Here is a 20233-nt window from a genome sequence, read left to right as displayed (position 1 = left end):
TGATGGAGCCGATGCCGTTGTGGGTACTGAGTACCCATGCGGCTGGCCACTTTCAACATCCTGCACGGGCGCAGTGTCCACGACGGCGACGTCGACCTGGGCAGACTGGCCGCCGCGGTGGCCGAACTCGATGCCGACATCCTCGCGCTGCAGGAAGTCGACCTGGATCAGCCACGCTCGGGCAAGGCCGACCTGACCGCCGTGGCCGCCGATGCGATGAACGCCGTGCACCACCGGTTCGTCGCCGCGATCTCCGGAACGCCCGGCGCCACCTGGATGGCCGCGACCGGACGTGAACAACCCGGGACCGCCGCCTACGGCATCGCCCTGCTCACCCGGTACCCCGTCGAGAACTGGCAGGTGCTGCGGCTCCCGCGGATACCGGTCCGGTTCCCGATGTATGTCTCCGGGATCCGCCGGTTCCGGATCGTTCACGAGGAGCCCCGGGCCGCGATGGTGGCCCGCGTCGATACGCCACTCGGCGCGATCTCGGTGGCCAACACCCACCTGTCGTTCGTGCCGGGGTGGAACCGGGTGCAACTGCGGCATCTGCTGCGCGATCTGAGCGGCTTCCCGGGCCCGAGGATTCTCATGGGAGACCTGAACTCGGGCGCACCGGAGCGCTGGCGTCCGCTCGGGGCCGCCCCGACCTTTCCTGCCGACACGCCGACGACCCAACTCGACCACATCCTCACCGACGACCCCACGCTGGCCGCCACCGCACACGCCGCGCCGCACCTGCCGATTTCGGATCATCGGGCACTGGTCGTCGACATTTCGGTGCCTTGAAGTCGTAGGGTTTTCCAGATGCACGTCACGTCAGTGGAGACGACGGAGCTGTTTGCCGGGCCGGAGGATGCCCCTCGGCAGCTGGTGCGGGTGCGATACGAGGCCTGCGCCGCACCGACGCCCGTGCGGGTCAGCGGGGACGGGCTCTCCGGTGAGGCGATCGCCGCGGCCGGAGAGGGCACGGTCGAGGTGCCGGTGGACGTCGAGCGCGGCGTGCCCGGCGAGATCCGGCGCGCACGGGTCGGCTCGACCGACTTCGAGTTCACCGTCGCCGAACCGGGCTGGACGATGTACATGATCAGCCACTTCCACTACGACCCGGTCTGGTGGAACACCCAGGCCGCCTACACCAGCCTGTGGACCGAGGACCCGCCCGGGCAGTGCCGCCAGACCAACGGTTTCGACCTGGTGCACGCACACCTGGAAATGGCCCGGCGCGAACCCGAATACAAGTTCGTGCTGGCCGAGGTGGACTACCTCAAGCCGTACTGGGATGCCCGCCCCGAGGACCGGGCCGATCTGCGCCGGTTCATCGCGCAGGGGCGCGTCGAGATCATGGGCGGCACCTACAACGAACCCAACACCAACCTCACCAGCCCCGAGACCGCGATCCGGAACTTCGTGTCGGGCATGGGCTTTCAGCGTGACGTGCTGGGTGCCGACCCTGCCACCGCCTGGCAGCTCGACGTGTTCGGGCACGATCCGCAGTTTCCCGGGATGGCGGCCGACGTCGGCCTGACCTCCAGTTCGTGGGCGCGTGGGCCGCATCACCAGTGGGGTCCGATGCAGAACGACGGCGACCCGGAGCGCATGCAGTTCGCGAGCGAGTTCGAGTGGATCGCGCCCTCGGGCCGCGGGCTTCTCACCCACTACATGCCTGCGCACTACTCGGCCGGATGGTGGATGGATTCCTCCGCGTCCCTGGCCGAGGCCGAGGAATCCACCTACACCCTGTTCACCAAACTCAAGCGAGTTGCGTTGACCCGCAACGTGCTCCTGCCGGTCGGCACCGACTACACCCCGCCCAACAAATGGGTCACCCAGATCCACCGCGACTGGAACTCGCGGTACGCCTGGCCGAAGTTCGTGTGCGCGCTGCCCTCGGAATTCTTCACCGCGGTGCGGGCCGAAGTCGACGAGCGCGGGATCACGCCGTCCCCGCAGACCCGCGACATGAACCCGATCTACACCGGCAAGGACGTCTCCTACATCGACACCAAACAGGCCAACCGGGCCGCCGAGGACGCGGTGCTCGATGCCGAGCGGTTCTCGGTGTTCGCCGGGCTGCTCGGCGGCGCGGACTATCCGCAGGCCGCAATGGCCAAGGCCTGGGTGCAGCTGGCCTACGGTGCGCATCACGACGCCATCACCGGGTCGGAGTCCGATCAGGTCTACCTGGACCTGCTGACCGGCTGGCGCGATGCGTGGGAGCTGGGCGTCACCGCCCGGGACAACGCCCTTGCCCTGTTGTCCGAGGCGGTCGGCGGTCTCGGCGGGCAGGAGCGCAGCGACCCGGGGATCAATACGGTGATCGTGTGGAATGCCGTGGCGCACAACCGGACCGACATCGTCACGGTGCACCTGGACACGCCGTTCTCCGGTGCGGTGCTCGACAGCGACGGCAACGAGGTGCCCGTACTCGTCGAGCATGACGGAGCCACGGTGAGCTGGCTGGCCCGTGACGTGCCGTCGCTGGGCTGGCGGTCCTACCGCTTCGTCTCCGGGGCAGCGCGCGGCTGGAAACCGATGGCCGGGGACGAGATCGCCAACGACCGGTACGGGCTGCGGGTCGATGCCGCCCGCGGCGGTGCGGTGTGCTCGCTCGTGGACGACGGACGCGAGCTCATCGCCGACGGCGGCGTCGGCAACGAACTGGCCGTCTACGAGGAGTATTCGGCCCACCCCGAAGCCGGGGAAGGGCCCTGGCACCTGCTGCCGACGGGGCCGGTGGTGTGCTCCTCGGCCGCCCCGGCCGAGGACGTGCAGTGCTTTCAGAGCCCGCTCGGACAGCGGGTGATCGTGCGGGGCCGCATTGCGGGCCTGTTGCACTACACCCAGATCATCACGCTCTGGTCGGGTGTGGAGCGCGTCGACTGTCGCACAGTCATCGACGAATTCGTCGGTGCGGACCGCCTGGTGCGGCTGCGGTGGCCCTGCCCGGTGCCCGGCGCGTTGCCGGTGAGCGAGGTCGGCGACGCGGTGATCGGCCGCGGATTCGGGCTGCTGCACGACGGTTCGGATCATCACGCCGTGGACGCCGCGCAACACCCGTGGACGCTGGACAACCCGGCCTACGGTTGGTTCGGGCTGTCCTCGGCGGTAAGGGTGCGCATCGGGTCGGCGGTCCGGGCTGTGTCGGTGGCCGAGGTGGTCGCTCCCGACGGGGTGAACCCCCGCGATCTGATGGTGGCCCTGGTGCGGGCCGGTGTCACTGCCACCTGCAGCGCCGCCGACAAGCCGCGCTACGGCGATCTCAGCGTGGACTCCAACCTGCCCGACACCCGGTTCGCGCTCGGCGGTCCGGACGAAAACCCCTTCACCGCAGCTGTTCTCGCCGAGGCCGACGTCGCCTACGCCGACGAGCTCAAGCGTCAGATCGACGCAACCGGATCGGCCCGCGTGTGGGTGCCCGCCGCCGCGCCGTTGATCGAACACTGGGTACCCGGTGCCGATCTGCGTGGCGTGCGCACCCTGCCGGTGCTGATCCTGGCCGGCGACCTCGACGCGGTGGTCGATGAGCTGGGCCGAGCCGAGATCGTCGTCACCCAACGGGCCTTCGCGGCGGCCGAGCCGTTCGAGTCCCGCACGGTGGCACTGCTGAACCGTGGTGTGCCGAGCTTCGCGGTCGAGCCGGACGGCACCCTGCACACGTCGCTGATGAGGTCCTGCACCGGCTGGCCGTCCGGCACCTGGATCGATCCGCCGCGGCGCACGGCACCGGACGGATCCAACTTCCAATTGCAGCACTGGACACATACATTCGACTACGCGCTGGTCAGCGGTGCCGGCGACTGGCGAGCCGCGGGGGTCGCCCCCAGCGCCGCCGAATTCAACCGCCCGCTGCAGCCGGTGGTCGTCGACTCCGACGCCGGAGGCGGGCTGCCTGCGTGGGGATCGCTGCTGGAGATCGAACCCGCCGGGGCCGTCCAACTCGGCGCGCTCAAGGCCGCAGGCAATCCGCTGGCGTCGGGCAGCACGCGCAGCACCGACCCGGCCGACGGGGTCACGGCGCGTCTGGTCGAGATCACCGGTCGTGACGCGGAGGTCACCATCCGCTCCGGCCTGCGCGCGGTCTCGACCGCCGCGAACCTGAACCTGCTGGAGGAGCCGGCGCCGGAGCAGCCCTCGGATCTCAGGTTGCACGGCTACCAGATCGCCACGGTGTCCACCCGGCTCAACCTGCCCAGGATGCTGCGTGCCGAGCACCGGCAGTTGGCACCCGAGGCCGAGTCGGCCCAGCCGCTGTACGCCCGGTACTGGCTGCACAATCGCGGCCCGGCACCGTTGGGCGGCCTGCCCGCCGTGGCGTACCTGCATCCGGAGAGCATTGCCGGACAACCCGATACCGAAGTGATCATCCGGCTCACCGCGGCCAGCGATTGCACCGACGCGGCGCTGCACGGCCGGGTCAGACTGTCCGCCCCGCCGGGGTGGGAGGTGCAACCCGCGGAGCTGCCCTACGTGCTGCCACCCGGTGAGCATCTGGAAACCGATGTGGTGCTGAGCATCCCGGCCGGGGCCCAACCCGGGCTGTACCCGGTGCGCGCCGAACTCGCGGTGACCGGCGGAGGCTCAGCCCTGCCGCTGTCGTGGCGGCAGGTGGTCGAGGACGTCTGCGTCGTCACGATCGGTGAGCCCACTGCCCAGGTGCTCAAACTGGTGTCCGAGCCGGATGCCGTCGACGTCAAGGCCGGTGAGACCGCCCGGCTGTCCATCACGATCGGCACCGACGCACGCGCCGACCTGACCGCCGAAGCGCACCTCATCAGCCCGTGGGGAACGTGGGAATGGATGGGGCCGGCCGCAGCAGGGGTCGAAGTGCCTGCGGGCGGTACGGCGCAGATCGGATTCGATGTCGCGCCACCGTCGTGGGTCGAACCCGGGGAATGGTGGGCGTTGATCCGGGTGGGTTGCGCCGGACGGCTGATCTACACACCGGCCGTGAAGGTCACGGTGCGATGAACCAGGTGGCTTGGGCGGCGCAGGTGGCCGGAAAACCCGTGTCGATCAAGGAGATCGACGAGCGGGAGGCAACGTTGCGGGCGGGGAACCGGGCGTCGGCGCTGCCCCGCCCCGGAACCAGCGAGGGGCGTCAGCTGCGTCGCTGGCTCACCCAGTTGGTAGTTGCCGAACGGGTGGTCGACGACGAGGCCCTGGCACGCGGACTGTCCGACGACGATGCTCCCACCCTGGACGAGGTGCTGCCCGATACCTCGGCCCGGCTGCAGATCGGCAGCGTCGCCGCCGCCACGCTGGGTGCACCTTCGGCCCGGGCGGTGTTCGCCGACGTCACTGCCGCGGTGGAGGTTTCGAACGCCGAGGTGGCCGCCTACCACGCGCGCAATCCGCTGCGCTTCGCCGAGACGCCGCCCGGGCCGCACGGATGGCGCACGCGTCCTGTCGCGCCGTCCTTCGATGGGGTTCGTGATCGGATCGCCGCCCATCTGCGGGCCGCCGCGCGCAGGCAGGCGTTCCGGCAGTGGCTCGATGCGCGGTGCGCTGCCCTGGTGCAACTGGCGCCCGGATACGAACATCCCGGCGATCCCCGCCAACCGGACAACACCCACAAGCACTAGGGGGACCTTCCCATGGCTCTGACCCTGGCGCTCGACATCGGCGGCACCAAGATTGCCGCCGGCCTGGTGGATCCCGACGGAAAGCTGGTCCATCGGGCCCAGCTGCCGACCCCCGACGGTGATGCCGAGGCCGTGTGGGCCGTCGTCGAGAAGCTGCTCGGCGAGACGGTGCGGGCCGCCGACGGCGCCGCGACCGGGGTCGGCGTGGCCTCGGCCGGTCCGATCGACCTGCCCAACGGCACGGTCAGCCCGATCAATATCACCGAGTGGCAACAGTTTCCGATTGCGGAACGGGTTTCGGGCGTCACCCGGTTGCCGGTGCGGCTCGGTGGCGACGGGCTGTGCATGGCGCTGGGCGAGCAATGGTGCGGTGCGGGCCGGGGCGCGCAGTTCATGCTCGGCATGGTGGTGTCGACCGGGGTTGGCGGTGGCCTCGTGCTCGACGGCGCACCGTACGACGGCCGCACCGGTAACGCCGGGCACGTCGGCCACGTCGTCGTCGCCCCCGACGGCGGTGACCTGTGTACGTGCGGCGGGCACGGCTGCGTAGAGACCATCGCGTCGGGCCCGAGCATGGTGCGGTGGGCCCGCAGGCAGGGCTGGGACGGTACGGACGCCAAGGCGCTGGGTGATGCGGCAAATCGAGGAGATGGCCTGGCCGTCAAGGCGTTCGAGCGTGGCGCCCGCGCGGTCGCGGCCATGATCGCGTCGGTGGGCGCGGTGTGTGACCTGGACCTGGTGGTGGTCGGCGGGGGAGTGGCCAAGTCCGGGGCATTGCTGTTCGACCCGGTCCGTGCGGCGCTGGCGGACTACGCCGGGCTGGATTTCCTGCGCGGGCTGCGGGTGGTGCCGGCCGAACTCGGCGGGGACGCCGGCCTGGTCGGGGCGGCCGCCCTGGCGCGTGGCTGACGCTTGCGCTGCTGAATCTCCATGTGGGTGCGGCCCCAATCGCACAATGCGCCCAGCACCGGCGCCAGCGTCTTGCCGTACTCGGAGATCGAATAGTGCACGCACGGCGGCACCGTGCCCGCATCGTGGCGGTCGATGATCCCGGCGTCGACCAGATCGTGCAGGTGCCGGATGAGCATGCGCTCGGTGATGTCGGGAATGCTGCGGCGCAGCTCAGCGGTGCGCATCGGCCCGTCCGCCAACCGCCACAGGATGGTGCCCTTCCAGCGGCCGTCGATCACCGACAGCGTCGCGTCGATCGGGCACTCGCCGACCTCTTTCTTGGAAACCGCCATACCCGGCCCTTCAAATGCTGACTAATTTGTCAGTACCTTGTTTTTTGTCAGCTTACTGACCAGGCTCGATGCTGTGAAGGAAATCGTTCAGATTCTCGCCGTCATCGTCACCGGCCCGCTGCTCGGCGTCGAGTTCGGCGTCGCCGCGTTCACCAACCCGATCCTGCAGCGATTGCCCGACGCCGCCTATCGGCAGGCCCGCAGCACCGGCGGCCGGATCCTCGGGACGGTGATGCCGTTCTGGTACATCGGGGCGGTGGCGCTGCTGATCGCCGCCACGTTGTGGAGCCCCGGGCCGTTGCTCATCACCGCGGTGATGCTGATGGGGCTGGTCATGCTGCTCACCCTGACCACGCTGGTGCCGATCAACAACCGGGTGTCGGCGGGATTCGGCGGCGACGGCGCAGGTCAGGACCCCGAACAGTTCCACGAGCTGGTCGGCCGCTGGGACCGTCTGCACTGGGTGAGGGTCGGACTGCTGGCGGGAGCGTTCGTGTTGTTGGTGCTGGCCGGCAGTGGGGTATGACGCACCGCGAGCGACCGCTCAGGTACGCGAAATGCGGCGTGCCGGCGTACAGACACGGTCGCTCGCGGTGCGGTGCCGCGGGGGGAAGCGTGCTCGTTTTGGCTGATTGGCGGGTGCTCGGCTACTCTGGTCGGGTTCCACCGAAGACCGTCGGTCACCGATGAGCCGCTTGCGCGAAGAGCAAGTAGCTCGGCAATCGGTTGAAGGTCCGGGAAATGTCCCGGCGGCCGACGCAGGAGGACGAGGCTAGACCAGTTCCGTACTGGATATCTCTGCGCCCCGACCTGTCTGCGTCGGGGCGTTCGTCATTTCACGGCCCCAAGTTGGTGGAGCGCCCGATACCCACCACAAGGAGGCATGCATGGCCAAGGCTGACAAAGCCACGGCGGTTGCCGACATTGCTGAGCAGTTCAAGGCGTCGACGGCCACCGTCGTCACCGAGTACCGCGGGCTGACTGTGGCGAACCTGGCTGATCTGCGTCGTTCCCTCGGCGACTCCGCCTCGTACACCGTCGCCAAGAACACTCTGGTGAAGCGCGCCGCGTCCGAAGCCGGCATTGAAGGTCTCGACGAGCTGTTCGCCGGTCCCACGGCGATCGCGTTCGTCAAGGGCGAGCCCGTCGACGCCGCCAAGGCGATCAAGAAGTTCGCCAAGGACAACAAGGCGCTCATCATCAAGGGCGGCTACATGGACGGCAAAGCGCTGTCCGTCGCCGAGGTCGAGAAGATCGCCGACCTCGAGTCGCGCGAGGTTCTGCTCGCCAAGCTGGCAGGTGCCATGAAGGGCAACCTGTCCAAGGCCGCAGGCCTGTTCAACGCGCCCGCTTCTCAGGTTGCCCGCCTCGCCGCGGCGCTGCAGGAGAAGAAGGCTGCCGAGGAAGCTGCTTAACCGCAACCGCACAAACCACCCAACATCTGTAAGAAAAATTCAGGAAGGACCATAAACATGGCCAAGCTGTCCACCGACGAACTGCTCGACGCGTTCAAGGAAATGACCCTGCTGGAGCTCTCTGAGTTCGTGAAGCAGTTCGAAGAGGTCTTCGAGGTCACCGCTGCTGCTCCGGTCGCCGTTGCCGCCGCCGGTGCCGCCCCGGCCGCCGCCGAGGCCGCCGAGGAGCAGTCGGAGTTCGACGTCATCCTCGAGGGTGCCGGCGAGAAGAAGATCGGCGTCATCAAGGTCGTCCGCGAGATCGTCTCCGGCCTGGGCCTGAAGGAAGCCAAGGATCTGGTCGACGGCGCTCCCAAGCCGCTGCTGGAGAAGGTCACCAAGGAGGCCGCCGAGGACGCCAAGGCCAAGCTCGAGGCCGCCGGCGCCAGCGTCACCGTCAAGTAGTCCAAAACTGGACCGCAAGAACCCCCGAATCCCTACGGATTCGGGGGTTCTTTGCTTGTATGGGCAGGATTGGTTCGCCCAGGGTCCGGGTACTCCCGGATATTGGGAGACAAGCATGTGTGGGCGGTGCGCCGTGCGCTATGGTGACTCAAGCCACAGGCCGCAGCAGGTGGCGGGGTGAGCCGTAGGCGGAAGGATCTTTATGGGCGTCCAGATCGATGTGACGGGACTGAGCAAATCTTTCGGATCGTCAAAGATTTGGGAAGACGTCACATTGACGGTTCCCGAGGGCGAGGTCAGCGTGTTGCTGGGCCCGTCGGGTACCGGTAAATCGGTGTTCCTGAAGTCCCTGATCGGCCTGCTGCGCCCCGAGCGCGGCTCGATCGTCATCGACGGCACCAACATCCTCGAGTGCTCGGCCAAGGAGCTCTACGAGATCCGCACCCTGTTCGGTGTGCTGTTCCAGGACGGCGCGCTGTTCGGCTCGATGAACATCTATGACAACACCGCCTTCCCGTTGCGCGAGCACACGAAGAAGAGCGAGAGCGAAATCCGCAACATCGTCATGGAGAAGCTCGACCTGGTCGGTATGCCCAACGACGGCCACAAGTTCCCCGGTGAGATCTCCGGCGGTATGCGCAAGCGCGCCGGCCTGGCCCGGGCGCTGGTGCTCGACCCGAAGATCATCCTGTGCGACGAGCCGGACTCCGGTCTGGACCCCGTCCGTACCGCCTACCTGTCCCAGCTGCTGATCGACATCAACGCGCAGATCGACGCCACGGTGCTGATCGTGACGCACAACATCAACATCGCCCGGACCGTGCCCGACAACATCGGCATGCTGTTCCGCAAGCAGCTGGTCATGTTCGGCCCCCGCGAGGTGCTGCTGACCAGCGAGGAACCCGTCGTCAAGCAGTTCCTCAACGGCCGCCGTATCGGGCCGATCGGTATGTCGGAGGAGAAGGACGAGGCAACCGCAGCCGCTGAGCAGGCCATGATCGAGGCCGGCCAGCACGATGGCGGTGTCGAGGAGATCGAGGGTGTGCCGCCGCAGCTGATGGCCACTCCCGGTATGCCCGAACGCAAGGCCGTGGCCCGCCGCCAGGCCCGCGTGCGCGAGATCCTGCACACCCTGCCGCCCGCCGCGCAGGCCGCGATCCTCGACGACCTCGAGGGCACGCACAAGTTGCCGGTGCACCAGTTCGGCGACGAGCCCACCGCCCGCCACCACCGCCCGGTCGAGGACGACGCACCGACCGGAGCCATCGAGGTTCCTCACCAGAGCTGAGTTTCGAACAAGTCAGGCCGGGCCCTCGGGCCCGGCCTGACTTGTTTCGTGGGCAATGATCCGCGCTGTGGGCATCGTCGACGCCGGACGGGCCGACCAGCCGGCGACAGCGGGCCTGCCCATCGGGGGTCTTGCGCCAGGGTTGGGTCCGGCGTAGGCGGGCTCAGCAGGCAGTTTGCCGGCGCTGCGGCCCGGGGGACAGTTCGCCGCACCAAACCGCGCGTCACCTCTTGACGGACGGCCATGGACAGGCCAATCTGTTGGGCAGCATGTGTGAAGGGTTTAGGGACGCCAGCCAGCGCCGGGTGACCCAATTCATGCAGTGGATATGTGGTGGTTGAGGAATGCGCCGTTCTGCGCTATTGTTGGACGTTGCGCTGGCTGCATCCTGCCCATCTCACCTGACCTGCACATCGTAGTTCTAGCCTGAGCGTTGCTCAGCACCTAGTCCTTAGTGCCGTGCGTATGGGGTTTTGGACGAGCTGAAGTAGGAAACAGTCAGCCGAACCGACGCAGAATCGCGGCCAACGGACCGGCGTACCAGCTCTCCGGAAAGTCGCATGAGGTGCTGGAAGGATGCATCTTGGCAGTCTCTAGCCAGAGCACAGCGAACGCTAACACCAATAACTCCGTCCCAGGAGCACCGAACCGAGTTTCATTTGCAAAGCTCCGTGAACCGCTTGAGGTTCCGGGGCTACTCGACGTTCAGACCGATTCCTTCGACTGGCTCGTCGGAGCGGACGGATGGCGCCAGAAGGCCGTCGATCGTGGCGAGACCAACCCCAAGGGCGGTCTCGAAGAGGTGCTCGAAGAGCTCTCGCCGATCGAGGACTTCTCGGGCTCGATGTCGTTGAGCTTCTCCGACCCGCGCTTCGACGAGGTCAAGGCTCCGGTCGACGAGTGCAAAGACAAGGACATGACGTACGCGGCTCCGCTGTTCGTCACGGCCGAGTTCATCAACAACAACACCGGTGAGATCAAGAGCCAGACGGTCTTCATGGGTGATTTCCCGATGATGACCGAGAAGGGCACCTTCATCATCAACGGCACCGAGCGTGTCGTGGTGTCCCAGCTCGTGCGTTCTCCCGGCGTGTACTTCGACGACAGCATCGACAAGTCCACCGAGAAGACGCTGCACAGCGTCAAGGTGATCCCCGGCCGCGGTGCGTGGCTGGAGTTCGACGTCGACAAGCGCGACACCGTCGGTGTGCGCATCGACCGCAAGCGTCGTCAGCCGGTCACCGTGCTCCTGAAGGCGCTGGGCTGGACCAACGAGCAGATCGTGGAGCGCTTCGGCTTCTCCGAGATCATGATGGGCACCCTCGAGAAGGACAGCACCGCTGGTCCCGACGAGGCGCTGCTGGACATCTACCGCAAGCTGCGTCCGGGCGAGCCGCCGACCAAGGAGTCCGCGCAGACCCTGCTGGAGAACCTGTTCTTCAAGGAGAAGCGCTACGACCTGGCCCGCGTGGGCCGCTACAAGGTCAACAAGAAGCTGGGCCTGAACGCCGGCCAGCCGATCACGTCGTCGACCCTCACCGAGGAAGACGTCGTCGCGACCATCGAGTACCTGGTGCGTCTGCACGAGGGCCAGACCACGATGACCGTCCCCGGCGGCGTCGAGGTCCCGGTCGAGGTGGACGACATCGACCACTTCGGTAACCGTCGTCTGCGCACCGTCGGTGAGCTGATCCAGAACCAGATCCGGGTCGGCCTCTCCCGCATGGAGCGCGTCGTGCGCGAGCGCATGACCACCCAGGACGTCGAGGCGATCACGCCGCAGACCCTGATCAACATCCGTCCCGTCGTGGCGGCGATCAAGGAGTTCTTCGGCACCAGCCAGCTGTCGCAGTTCATGGACCAGAACAACCCGCTGTCGGGTCTGACCCACAAGCGTCGTCTGTCGGCGCTGGGCCCCGGCGGTCTGTCCCGTGAGCGTGCCGGCCTTGAGGTCCGCGACGTGCACTCCAGCCACTACGGCCGCATGTGTCCGATCGAGACCCCTGAGGGTCCGAACATCGGTCTGATCGGCTCGCTGTCGGTGTACGCCCGGGTCAACCCGTTCGGCTTCATCGAGACGCCGTACCGCAAGGTCGTCGACGGTGTGGTCTCCGACCAGATCGACTACCTGACCGCCGACGAGGAGGACCGCCACGTCGTGGCGCAGGCCAACTCGCCGATCGACGCGGACGGCAGCTTCACCGAGGACCGCGTGATGGTCCGCCGTAAGGGTGGCGAGGTCGAGAACGTGGCCCCGTCCGACGTCGACTACATGGACGTCTCGCCGCGCCAGATGGTGTCTGTCGCGACCGCGATGATCCCGTTCCTCGAGCACGACGACGCCAACCGCGCCCTGATGGGTGCCAACATGCAGCGCCAGGCGGTTCCGCTGGTGCGCAGCGAGGCCCCGCTGGTCGGTACCGGCATGGAGTTGCGTGCCGCGATCGACGCAGGCGATGTCATCGTCTCGGAGAAGGCGGGCGTCGTCGAGGAGGTCTCGGCGGACTACATCACCGTGATGGCCGACGACGGCTCCCGGCACACCTACCGGATGCGCAAGTTCGCCCGGTCCAACCACGGCACCTGTGCCAACCAGCGTCCGATTGTGGACGCCGGGCAGCGTGTCGAGGCCGGCCAGGTCGTCGCCGACGGTCCGTGCACCGAGAACGGTGAGATGGCCCTGGGCAAGAACCTGCTCGTGGCGATCATGCCGTGGGAGGGTCACAACTACGAGGACGCGATCATCCTCTCGAACCGCCTGGTCGAAGAGGACGTGCTCACCTCGATTCACATCGAAGAGCACGAGATCGATGCCCGCGACACCAAGCTGGGCGCCGAGGAGATCACCCGGGACATCCCGAACGTCTCAGATGAGGTGCTGGCCGATCTCGACGAGCGCGGCATCGTCCGCATCGGCGCCGAGGTCCGCGACGGCGACATCCTGGTCGGCAAGGTCACCCCGAAGGGTGAGACCGAGCTGACCCCGGAGGAGCGCCTGTTGCGTGCCATCTTCGGTGAGAAGGCCCGCGAGGTTCGCGACACGTCGCTGAAGGTGCCCCACGGCGAGTCCGGCAAGGTCATCGGCATCCGCGTGTTCTCGCGTGAGGATGACGACGAGCTGCCCGCCGGTGTCAACGAGCTGGTCCGCGTCTACGTGGCCCAGAAGCGCAAGATCTCCGACGGCGACAAGCTCGCCGGACGCCACGGCAACAAGGGCGTCATCGGCAAGATCCTGCCCGTCGAGGACATGCCGTTCATGCCTGATGGCACTCCGGTGGACATCATCCTGAACACCCACGGTGTGCCGCGTCGTATGAACATCGGCCAGATCCTGGAAACTCACCTCGGGTGGGTGGCCAAGGCCGGCTGGAACATCGATGTGGCCGAGGGAACGCCGGAATGGGCGAGCAGGCTGCCCGATGGTCTGCACTCGGCCCCGGTCGACAGCATCGTGAGCACCCCGGTGTTCGACGGTGCGCGCGAAGAGGAGCTGGCCGGCCTGCTCGGCTCGACGCTGCCCAACCGTGACGGCGACGTCATGGTGAATGCCGACGGCAAGGCGACGTTGTTCGACGGCCGCAGTGGCGAACCGTTCCCGTACCCGGTGACGGTCGGCTACATGTACATCCTCAAGCTGCACCACCTGGTGGACGACAAGATCCACGCTCGCTCCACCGGCCCGTACTCGATGATCACCCAGCAGCCGCTCGGTGGTAAGGCGCAGTTCGGTGGCCAGCGATTCGGTGAGATGGAATGTTGGGCCATGCAGGCCTACGGTGCCGCCTACACCCTGCAGGAACTGCTGACGATCAAGTCCGACGACACCGTCGGTCGCGTCAAGGTGTACGAGGCGATCGTGAAGGGCGAGAACATCCCCGAACCCGGTATCCCGGAGTCGTTCAAGGTGTTGCTCAAGGAGCTGCAGTCGCTGTGCCTCAACGTTGAGGTGCTCTCCAGCGACGGCGCGGCGATCGAGATGCGTGACGGTGACGACGAGGACCTGGAGCGCGCTGCTGCCAACCTCGGCATCAACCTGTCACGCAACGAGTCCGCCTCTGTCGAAGATCTCGCCTGAGTTGTTTTCTAGTCCCGAAAGGGGAAAGGGAGTTACGTGCTAGACGTCAACTTCTTCGATGAACTCCGCATCGGCCTCGCCACCGCGGACGACATCCGTAACTGGTCCTTCGGCGAGGTCAAGAAGCCGGAGACCATCAACTACCGCACGCTGAAGCCTGAGAAGGACGGCCTGTTCTGCGAGAAGATCTTCGGACCTACTCGCGACTGGGAGTGCTACTGCGGCAAGTACAAGCGCGTCCGCTTCAAGGGCATCATCTGTGAGCGCTGCGGCGTCGAGGTGACCCGCGCCAAGGTGCGTCGTGAGCGGATGGGCCACATCGAGCTGGCCGCACCCGTCACGCACATCTGGTACTTCAAGGGTGTTCCGTCGCGGTTGGGCTACCTGCTCGACCTGGCCCCGAAGGATCTGGAAAAGATCATCTACTTCGCGGCCTACGTGATCACCTCGGTCGACGACGAGATGCGCCACAACGAGGTGTCCACGCTCGAGGCCGAGATGGCCGTCGAGCGCAAGGCCGTCGAGGACCAGCGTGACTCCGACCTGGAGGCCCGCGCCCAGAAGCTCGAGGCCGACCTGGCCGAGCTCGAGGCCGAGGGTGCCAAGTCCGACGTGCGCCGCAAGGTGCGCGACGGCGGCGAGCGTGAGATGCGTCAGCTCCGTGACCGGGCCCAGCGTGAGCTGGACCGGCTCGACGAGATCTGGACCACCTTCACCAAGCTGGCTCCCAAGCAGCTCATCGTCGACGAGGTGCTGTACCGCGAGCTGCAGGACCGCTACGGCGAGTACTTCACCGGTGCCATGGGCGCGGAGTCGATCAAGAAGCTCATCGAGACCTTCGACATCGAGGCCGAGGCCGAGTCGCTGCGCGACACCATCAAGAACGGCAAGGGCCAGAAGAAGCTGCGTGCCCTCAAGCGCCTGAAGGTCGTCGCGGCCTTCCAGCAGTCGGGCAACTCCCCGCTGGGCATGGTGCTGGACGCCGTCCCGGTGATCCCGCCGGAGCTTCGTCCGATGGTTCAGCTCGACGGTGGCCGTTTCGCCACCTCCGACCTGAACGACCTGTACCGCCGCGTGATCAACCGCAACAACCGGCTCAAGCGACTGATCGACCTCGGCGCGCCCGAGATCATCGTCAACAACGAGAAGCGCATGCTTCAGGAGTCGGTGGACGCGCTGTTCGACAACGGCCGTCGTGGCCGGCCGGTCACCGGTCCGGGCAACCGTCCGCTCAAGTCGCTGTCCGATCTGCTCAAGGGCAAGCAGGGCCGCTTCCGTCAGAACCTGCTCGGTAAGCGTGTCGACTACTCGGGCCGTTCGGTCATCGTGGTCGGTCCCCAGCTCAAGCTGCACCAGTGCGGTCTGCCCAAGCTGATGGCTCTGGAGCTGTTCAAGCCGTTCGTGATGAAGCGTCTGGTCGACCTGAACCACGCGCAGAACATCAAGAGCGCCAAGCGCATGGTGGAACGTCAGCGTCCCCAGGTGTGGGATGTCCTCGAAGAGGTCATCGCCGAGCACCCGGTGCTGCTGAACCGTGCACCTACGCTGCACCGCCTGGGTATCCAGGCCTTCGAGCCGCAGCTGGTGGAAGGCAAGGCCATCCAGCTGCACCCGCTGGTGTGTGAGGCGTTCAACGCCGACTTCGACGGTGACCAGATGGCCGTGCACCTGCCGCTGTCGGCAGAGGCCCAGGCCGAGGCCCGCATCCTGATGCTGTCCTCGAACAACATCCTGTCCCCGGCGTCGGGTAAGCCGCTGGCCATGCCGCGTCTGGACATGGTGACCGGTCTGTACTTCCTGACCACCGAGGTCACGGGCGACGTCGGCGAGTACGTGGCCGCCGCCAAGGATCGTGCCGAGCAGGGCGTGTACAGCTCGCCCGCCGAGGCGATCATGGCGCTGGACCGCGGTGCTCTGTCGGTGCGCGCCAAGATCAAGGTGCGGTTGACGCAGCAGCGTCCGCCGGCCGCCGTCGAGGCCGAGCTGTTCGAGAACGGCTGGAAGCCGGGCGACGCCTGGACCGCGGAGACCACGCTGGGCCGGGTGCTCTTCAACGAGCTGCTGCCCAAGGGCTACCCGTTCGTCAACGAGCAGATGCACAAGAAGGTCCAGGCCCGGATCATCAACGATCTGGCCGAGCGCTTCCCGATGATCGTGGTGGCGCAGACCGTCGACAAGCTCAAGGACGCCGGTTTCCACTGGGCCACCCGTTCGGGTGTCACGGTCTCGATGGCCGACGTTCTGGTGCCGCCGCAGAAGCAGGAGATCCTGGAGCGGCACGAGGCCGAGGCCGAGGCGATCGAGCGCAAGTACCAGCGCGGCGCGCTGAACCACAACGAGCGCAACGAGTCCCTGGTCAAGATCTGGCAGGACGCCACCGAAGAGGTGGGTAAGGCGCTGGAGGAGTACTACCCGGCCGACAACCCGATCATCACGATCGTGAAGTCGGGCGCCACGGGTAACCTCACCCAGACCCGCACCCTGGCAGGCATGAAGGGTCTGGTGACCAACCCGAAGGGTGAGTTCATCCCGCGCCCGATCAAGTCCTCGTTCCGTGAGGGCCTGACGGTGTTGGAGTACTTCATCAACACCCACGGTGCTCGTAAGGGTCTGGCCGACACCGCTCTGCGTACCGCCGACTCGGGTTACCTGACCCGTCGTCTGGTGGACGTGTCGCAGGACGTCATCGTTCGCGAGACCGACTGTGAGACCGAGCGCGGCATCATCGTGCACCTGGCCGAGCGCGCCGCTGACGGCTCGCTGATCCGGGATGCGCACGTCGAGACCTCGGCGTTCGCCCGGACCCTGGCCACCGACGCGGTCGACGCCGACGGCAACGTCGTCATCGAGCGCGGCCATGACCTGGGTGACCCGGCCATCGACGCGCTGCTGGCTGCCGGCATCACGCAGGTGAAGGTCCGCTCCGTGCTGACCTGTGCCTCGGCCGCCGGTGTGTGTGCCAAGTGCTACGGCCGCTCGATGGCCACCGGCAAGCTGGTCGACATCGGCGAGGCCGTCGGCATCGTCGCCGCCCAGTCCATCGGTGAGCCCGGTACTCAGCTGACCATGCGTACCTTCCACCAGGGTGGTGTTACCGGTGGCGCCGACATCGTCGGTGGTCTGCCTCGCGTGCAGGAGCTGTTCGAGGCCCGTATTCCGCGGAACAAGGCGCCCATCGCCGACGTCGCGGGCCGGGTCCGGCTGGAGGAGAGCGACAAGTTCTTCAAGATCACCATCGTTCCCGACGATGGTGGCGAGGAAGTTGTCTACGACAAGCTCTCCAAGCGTCAGCGCCTGCGCGTGATCACCCACGAGGACGGGTCCGAAGGCGTGCTGTCCGACGGTGACCACGTCGAGGTCGGCGACCAGCTCATGGAAGGCTCCGCGGATCCGCACGAGGTTCTGCGTGTCCAGGGCCCCCGCGAGGTGCAGATCCACCTCGTCAAGGAGGTCCAGGAGGTCTACCGGGCCCAGGGCGTGTCGATCCACGACAAGCACATCGAGGTCATCGTCCGGCAGATGCTGCGTCGCGTCACGATCATCGATTCGGGTGCCACGGAGTTCCTGCCCGGCTCGCTCACCGAGCGCGCCGAGTTCGAGACCGAGAACCGTCGGGTCGTGGCCGAGGGCGGCGAGCCCGCGGCCGGCCGTCCGGTGCTGATGGGTATCACCAAGGCATCGCTGGCCACGGATTCGTGGTTGTCGGCGGCGTCGTTCCAGGAGACCACGCGTGTGCTCACCGATGCGGCGATCAACTGCCGCAGCGACAAGCTGCAGGGTCTGAAGGAAAACGTGATCATCGGCAAGCTGATCCCGGCCGGTACCGGCATCGCCCGTTACCGCGACATCCAGGTGCAGCCGACCGAAGAGGCCCGCGCTGCGGCGTACACGATCCCGTCCTACGAGGATCAGTACTACAGCCCGGACTTCGGCCAGGCCACCGGTGCTGCGGTGCCGCTGGACGATTACGGATACTCGGACTACCGCTAGTAGTTCACGGAAAAGCCCCCGCCCTGTGCGGGGGCTTTTTCGTGCGTGGGCATGGTCGCGTGTTGTTTCCGGACGCCGTCAAATATCTTGACGCCCCCTCAGATCGGGGTGACGCGATGCTTACGATCGTCGCTGTAGCGCGGCGGACAACGGGACCCCGACGTGTCGGCCCGCGCACCTAGACTTGGCGGCGTGCTCATCGGTTCGCATGTAGACAACACCGACCCATTGGCCGCAGCCGCCGCGGACGGCGCCGACGTGGTGCAGTTCTTCCTCGGCAACCCGCAGAGCTGGAAGAAGCCCAAGCCCCGCGAGGACGCCGAGGTGTTGAAGGCATCGGCGGTCCCGCTGTACGTGCATGCGCCGTACCTGATCAACGTCGCCTCGGCCAACAACCGCGTGCGGATTCCGTCCCGCAAGATCCTGCAGGACACGTGCGACGCCGCGGCCGAGATCGGCGCCACCGCGGTGATCGTGCACGGCGGCCATGCCGATGACAACGACATGGAGGCCGGGTTCGAGCGCTGGGTCAAGGCCCTCGATGCGCTGAACACCGACGTGCCGGTGTACCTGGAGAACACCGCGGGCGGCGATCACGCCATGGCACGGCATTTCGACACCATCTCCAGGTTGTGGGATCGCATCGGGGACAAAGGAATCGGCTTCTGCCTGGACACGTGCCATGCGTGGGCGGCGGGGGAGGCGCTGATCGACGCCGTCGACCGGATCAAGGCCATCACCGGGCGCATCGACCTGGTGCACTGCAACGATTCCCGCGATGCGGCCGGCTCCGGTGCCGACCGCCACGCGAATTTCGGTGCTGGGCAGATCGATCCGCAGTTGCTGGCCGCGGTGGTCAACGCAGCCGATGCTCCGGTGATCTGTGAGACCGCAGAAGAGGGACGCAAGGACGACATCGCGTTTCTGCGCGAGCACGCCGGCTGACACGTTCGCGACCTGAACCGTTTTCAACGGCATCGTGAAGCAAAGGTGAACTAACGTCACCTCTGTGACCGCGGTTGATGACTCGGTAACGGAAGAAGCCCCAGCGCAATGGGGCACCAATGACCGTGCTCGTCGACTGCGAATTCTGCGGTACATCGCGATCCTCGTGTGGGCGACCGTGGTCGTCTATCGCACCGCCACCGACGGTTTCGCGTTCAACCGAGAACTGTTGCTGCTCTATATCGCCACCGGTTTGCTCGCCGCGAGCATCGGCCAGGGCCGGCGGATGCTCTACGTGATCCGCGACTGGCTGCCGTTCGCCGTGGTGCTGGCCGCCTACGATCTGAGCCGCGGCGCGGCCACCCTGGTCGGCCGGCCCACCATGTGGCACTGGCAGGTCGACGCGGATCGCTGGCTGTTCTTCGGAACGGTGCCCACGGTGTGGCTGCAGGAACGGCTGAAACTGCTGCACCCGCCGTGGTGGGAAGTCGTGATCAGCACGGTGTACATGTCTTTCTTCATCCTTCCCTACGTCGTCGCGGGTGTGCTGTGGCTGCGTGACCGTGAAGAGTGGAAGCGGTTCGTACGGTTGTTCGTCGGGCTGTCGTTCGCGGCCCTGATCATCTACGCACTGCTGCCCGCCGCTCCGCCGTGGGCAGCGGCGCGGTGCAGTGCCGATGACGTCGACGGCGGCCCGTCCGGGCCCGGATGCATGTTCCGATCGGCGCGCGAAGCGGTCGACGGAGGCCTCCTCGGCGTCATGCAGGGTGGTCGCGACGGCGCGCACGAGTGGATCGAACGGATCGTCACCCGTGGCTGGGGCAAGCTCAATCTGCATACCGCAACGGCATTGATCGATCAGGGACAGGCCAGCGTGAACCTGGTCGCGGCGATCCCGTCTTTGCACGCGGGGCTCACCGCTGCGGTCGCGGTGTTCTTGTGGAACCGGGTGAACCGAGGATGGCGGCCGGTGCTGGTGGCCTATCCGCTGATCATGGCCTTCACGCTGGTGTACACCGCCGAGCACTACGTGGTCGACATCCTGCTCGGCTGGGCCTTGGCGGCAGCGGTGCTGTTCGCGCTCAATCGGTACGAAGCGCGCCAGACGCGTGCCTGCGGGGCCGAACCTGCGGCCGCCGGTGAGGACCCGATGCCGGACCCCGGTCTGGAGGTCGCAGACCCTTCCCGCTCGTGAGTCCGGCGTTTATCGAGTAGTCGACTACGCGTGCCGAATGCGATCGGTGGAA

The 20233-nt window shown here is 66.9% G+C and carries 13 protein-coding genes; 12 read left to right on the top strand and 1 reads right to left on the bottom strand.

Features of this window, described 5'->3' with window-relative positions; all coding sequences use genetic code 11:
• The first annotated feature begins 36 nt into the window (after positions 1–36).
• From ACNQVK_RS30850 to ACNQVK_RS30835, 4 genes are read left to right on the top strand one after another with little or no spacing between them, the layout of a single operon-like run.
• Entirely contained in the window at positions 37–789 is a 753-nt protein-coding gene (locus tag ACNQVK_RS30850; RefSeq protein ID WP_418032543.1) for an endonuclease/exonuclease/phosphatase family protein, read from the top strand.
• A gap of 18 nt (positions 790–807) precedes the next feature.
• Entirely contained in the window at positions 808–4971 is a 4164-nt protein-coding gene (locus ACNQVK_RS30845; protein WP_418032542.1) for an NEW3 domain-containing protein, read from the top strand.
• Positions 4968–5585, top strand: a complete 618-nt coding sequence (locus ACNQVK_RS30840; protein ID WP_418032541.1) for a malonyl CoA-ACP transacylase — start codon at positions 4968–4970, stop codon at positions 5583–5585. The genes ACNQVK_RS30845 and ACNQVK_RS30840 overlap by 4 nt, the downstream gene beginning before the upstream one ends.
• 12 nt (positions 5586–5597) lie before the next feature.
• Entirely contained in the window at positions 5598–6494 is an 897-nt protein-coding gene (locus tag ACNQVK_RS30835; RefSeq protein ID WP_418032540.1) for an ROK family protein, read from the top strand.
• Here the strand turns inward: ACNQVK_RS30835 and ACNQVK_RS30830 are convergent.
• Positions 6395–6829 carry a winged helix-turn-helix transcriptional regulator gene (locus tag ACNQVK_RS30830; protein ID WP_418032539.1) on the bottom strand — a complete coding sequence of 145 codons (435 nt, stop codon included), beginning with the start codon at positions 6827–6829 and terminating at the stop codon, positions 6395–6397. The two genes, ACNQVK_RS30835 and ACNQVK_RS30830, sit on opposite strands and share 100 nt — an antisense overlap.
• 73 nt (positions 6830–6902) lie before the next feature.
• Here ACNQVK_RS30830 and ACNQVK_RS30825 point away from each other — a divergent pair, with 73 nt between their 5' ends.
• The 8 genes from ACNQVK_RS30825 (at position 6903) to ACNQVK_RS30790 (ending at position 20181) form a co-directional block, all read left to right on the top strand.
• Positions 6903–7355, top strand: coding sequence for an anthrone oxygenase family protein (locus ACNQVK_RS30825; RefSeq protein WP_418032538.1), 453 nt, complete (start codon positions 6903–6905; stop codon positions 7353–7355).
• A gap of 361 nt (positions 7356–7716) precedes the next feature.
• The gene (gene rplJ, locus ACNQVK_RS30820) at positions 7717–8244 is read left to right on the top strand and encodes a 50S ribosomal protein L10 (protein ID WP_044516035.1); all 528 of its coding nucleotides are present in this window, start codon (positions 7717–7719) and stop codon (positions 8242–8244) included.
• 57 nt (positions 8245–8301) lie between these two features.
• Positions 8302–8688 carry a 50S ribosomal protein L7/L12 gene (gene rplL, locus ACNQVK_RS30815; RefSeq protein ID WP_029106810.1) on the top strand — a complete coding sequence of 129 codons (387 nt, stop codon included), beginning with the start codon at positions 8302–8304 and terminating at the stop codon, positions 8686–8688.
• Positions 8689–8890: 202 nt separating this feature from the next.
• On the top strand, positions 8891–9976 hold the full coding sequence (locus tag ACNQVK_RS30810) for an ABC transporter ATP-binding protein (RefSeq protein ID WP_211157711.1): 1086 nt from the start codon (positions 8891–8893) through the stop codon (positions 9974–9976).
• Positions 9977–10541: 565 nt separating this feature from the next.
• Entirely contained in the window at positions 10542–14051 is a 3510-nt protein-coding gene (locus ACNQVK_RS30805; RefSeq protein WP_044519215.1) for a DNA-directed RNA polymerase subunit beta, read from the top strand.
• Between the two features lie 36 nt (positions 14052–14087).
• Positions 14088–18041 carry a DNA-directed RNA polymerase subunit beta' gene (locus tag ACNQVK_RS30800; RefSeq protein ID WP_418032537.1) on the top strand — a complete coding sequence of 1318 codons (3954 nt, stop codon included), beginning with the start codon at positions 14088–14090 and terminating at the stop codon, positions 18039–18041.
• 192 nt (positions 18042–18233) lie between these two features.
• Positions 18234–18986: a deoxyribonuclease IV gene (locus ACNQVK_RS30795; protein WP_418032536.1), complete on the top strand. Its 753-nt coding sequence runs from the start codon at positions 18234–18236 to the stop codon at positions 18984–18986.
• A gap of 64 nt (positions 18987–19050) precedes the next feature.
• A complete protein-coding gene (locus tag ACNQVK_RS30790) occupies positions 19051–20181 on the top strand; it encodes a phosphatase PAP2 family protein (protein WP_418032535.1) in 1131 nt (376 codons plus the stop codon).
• Positions 20182–20233 lie beyond the last annotated feature (52 nt).

Source organism: Mycobacterium sp. 134, from assembly GCF_048282715.1.
Classification (GTDB): domain Bacteria; phylum Actinomycetota; class Actinomycetes; order Mycobacteriales; family Mycobacteriaceae; genus Mycobacterium; species Mycobacterium septicum.
This window is presented reverse-complemented; position numbering and strand designations above follow the sequence as displayed.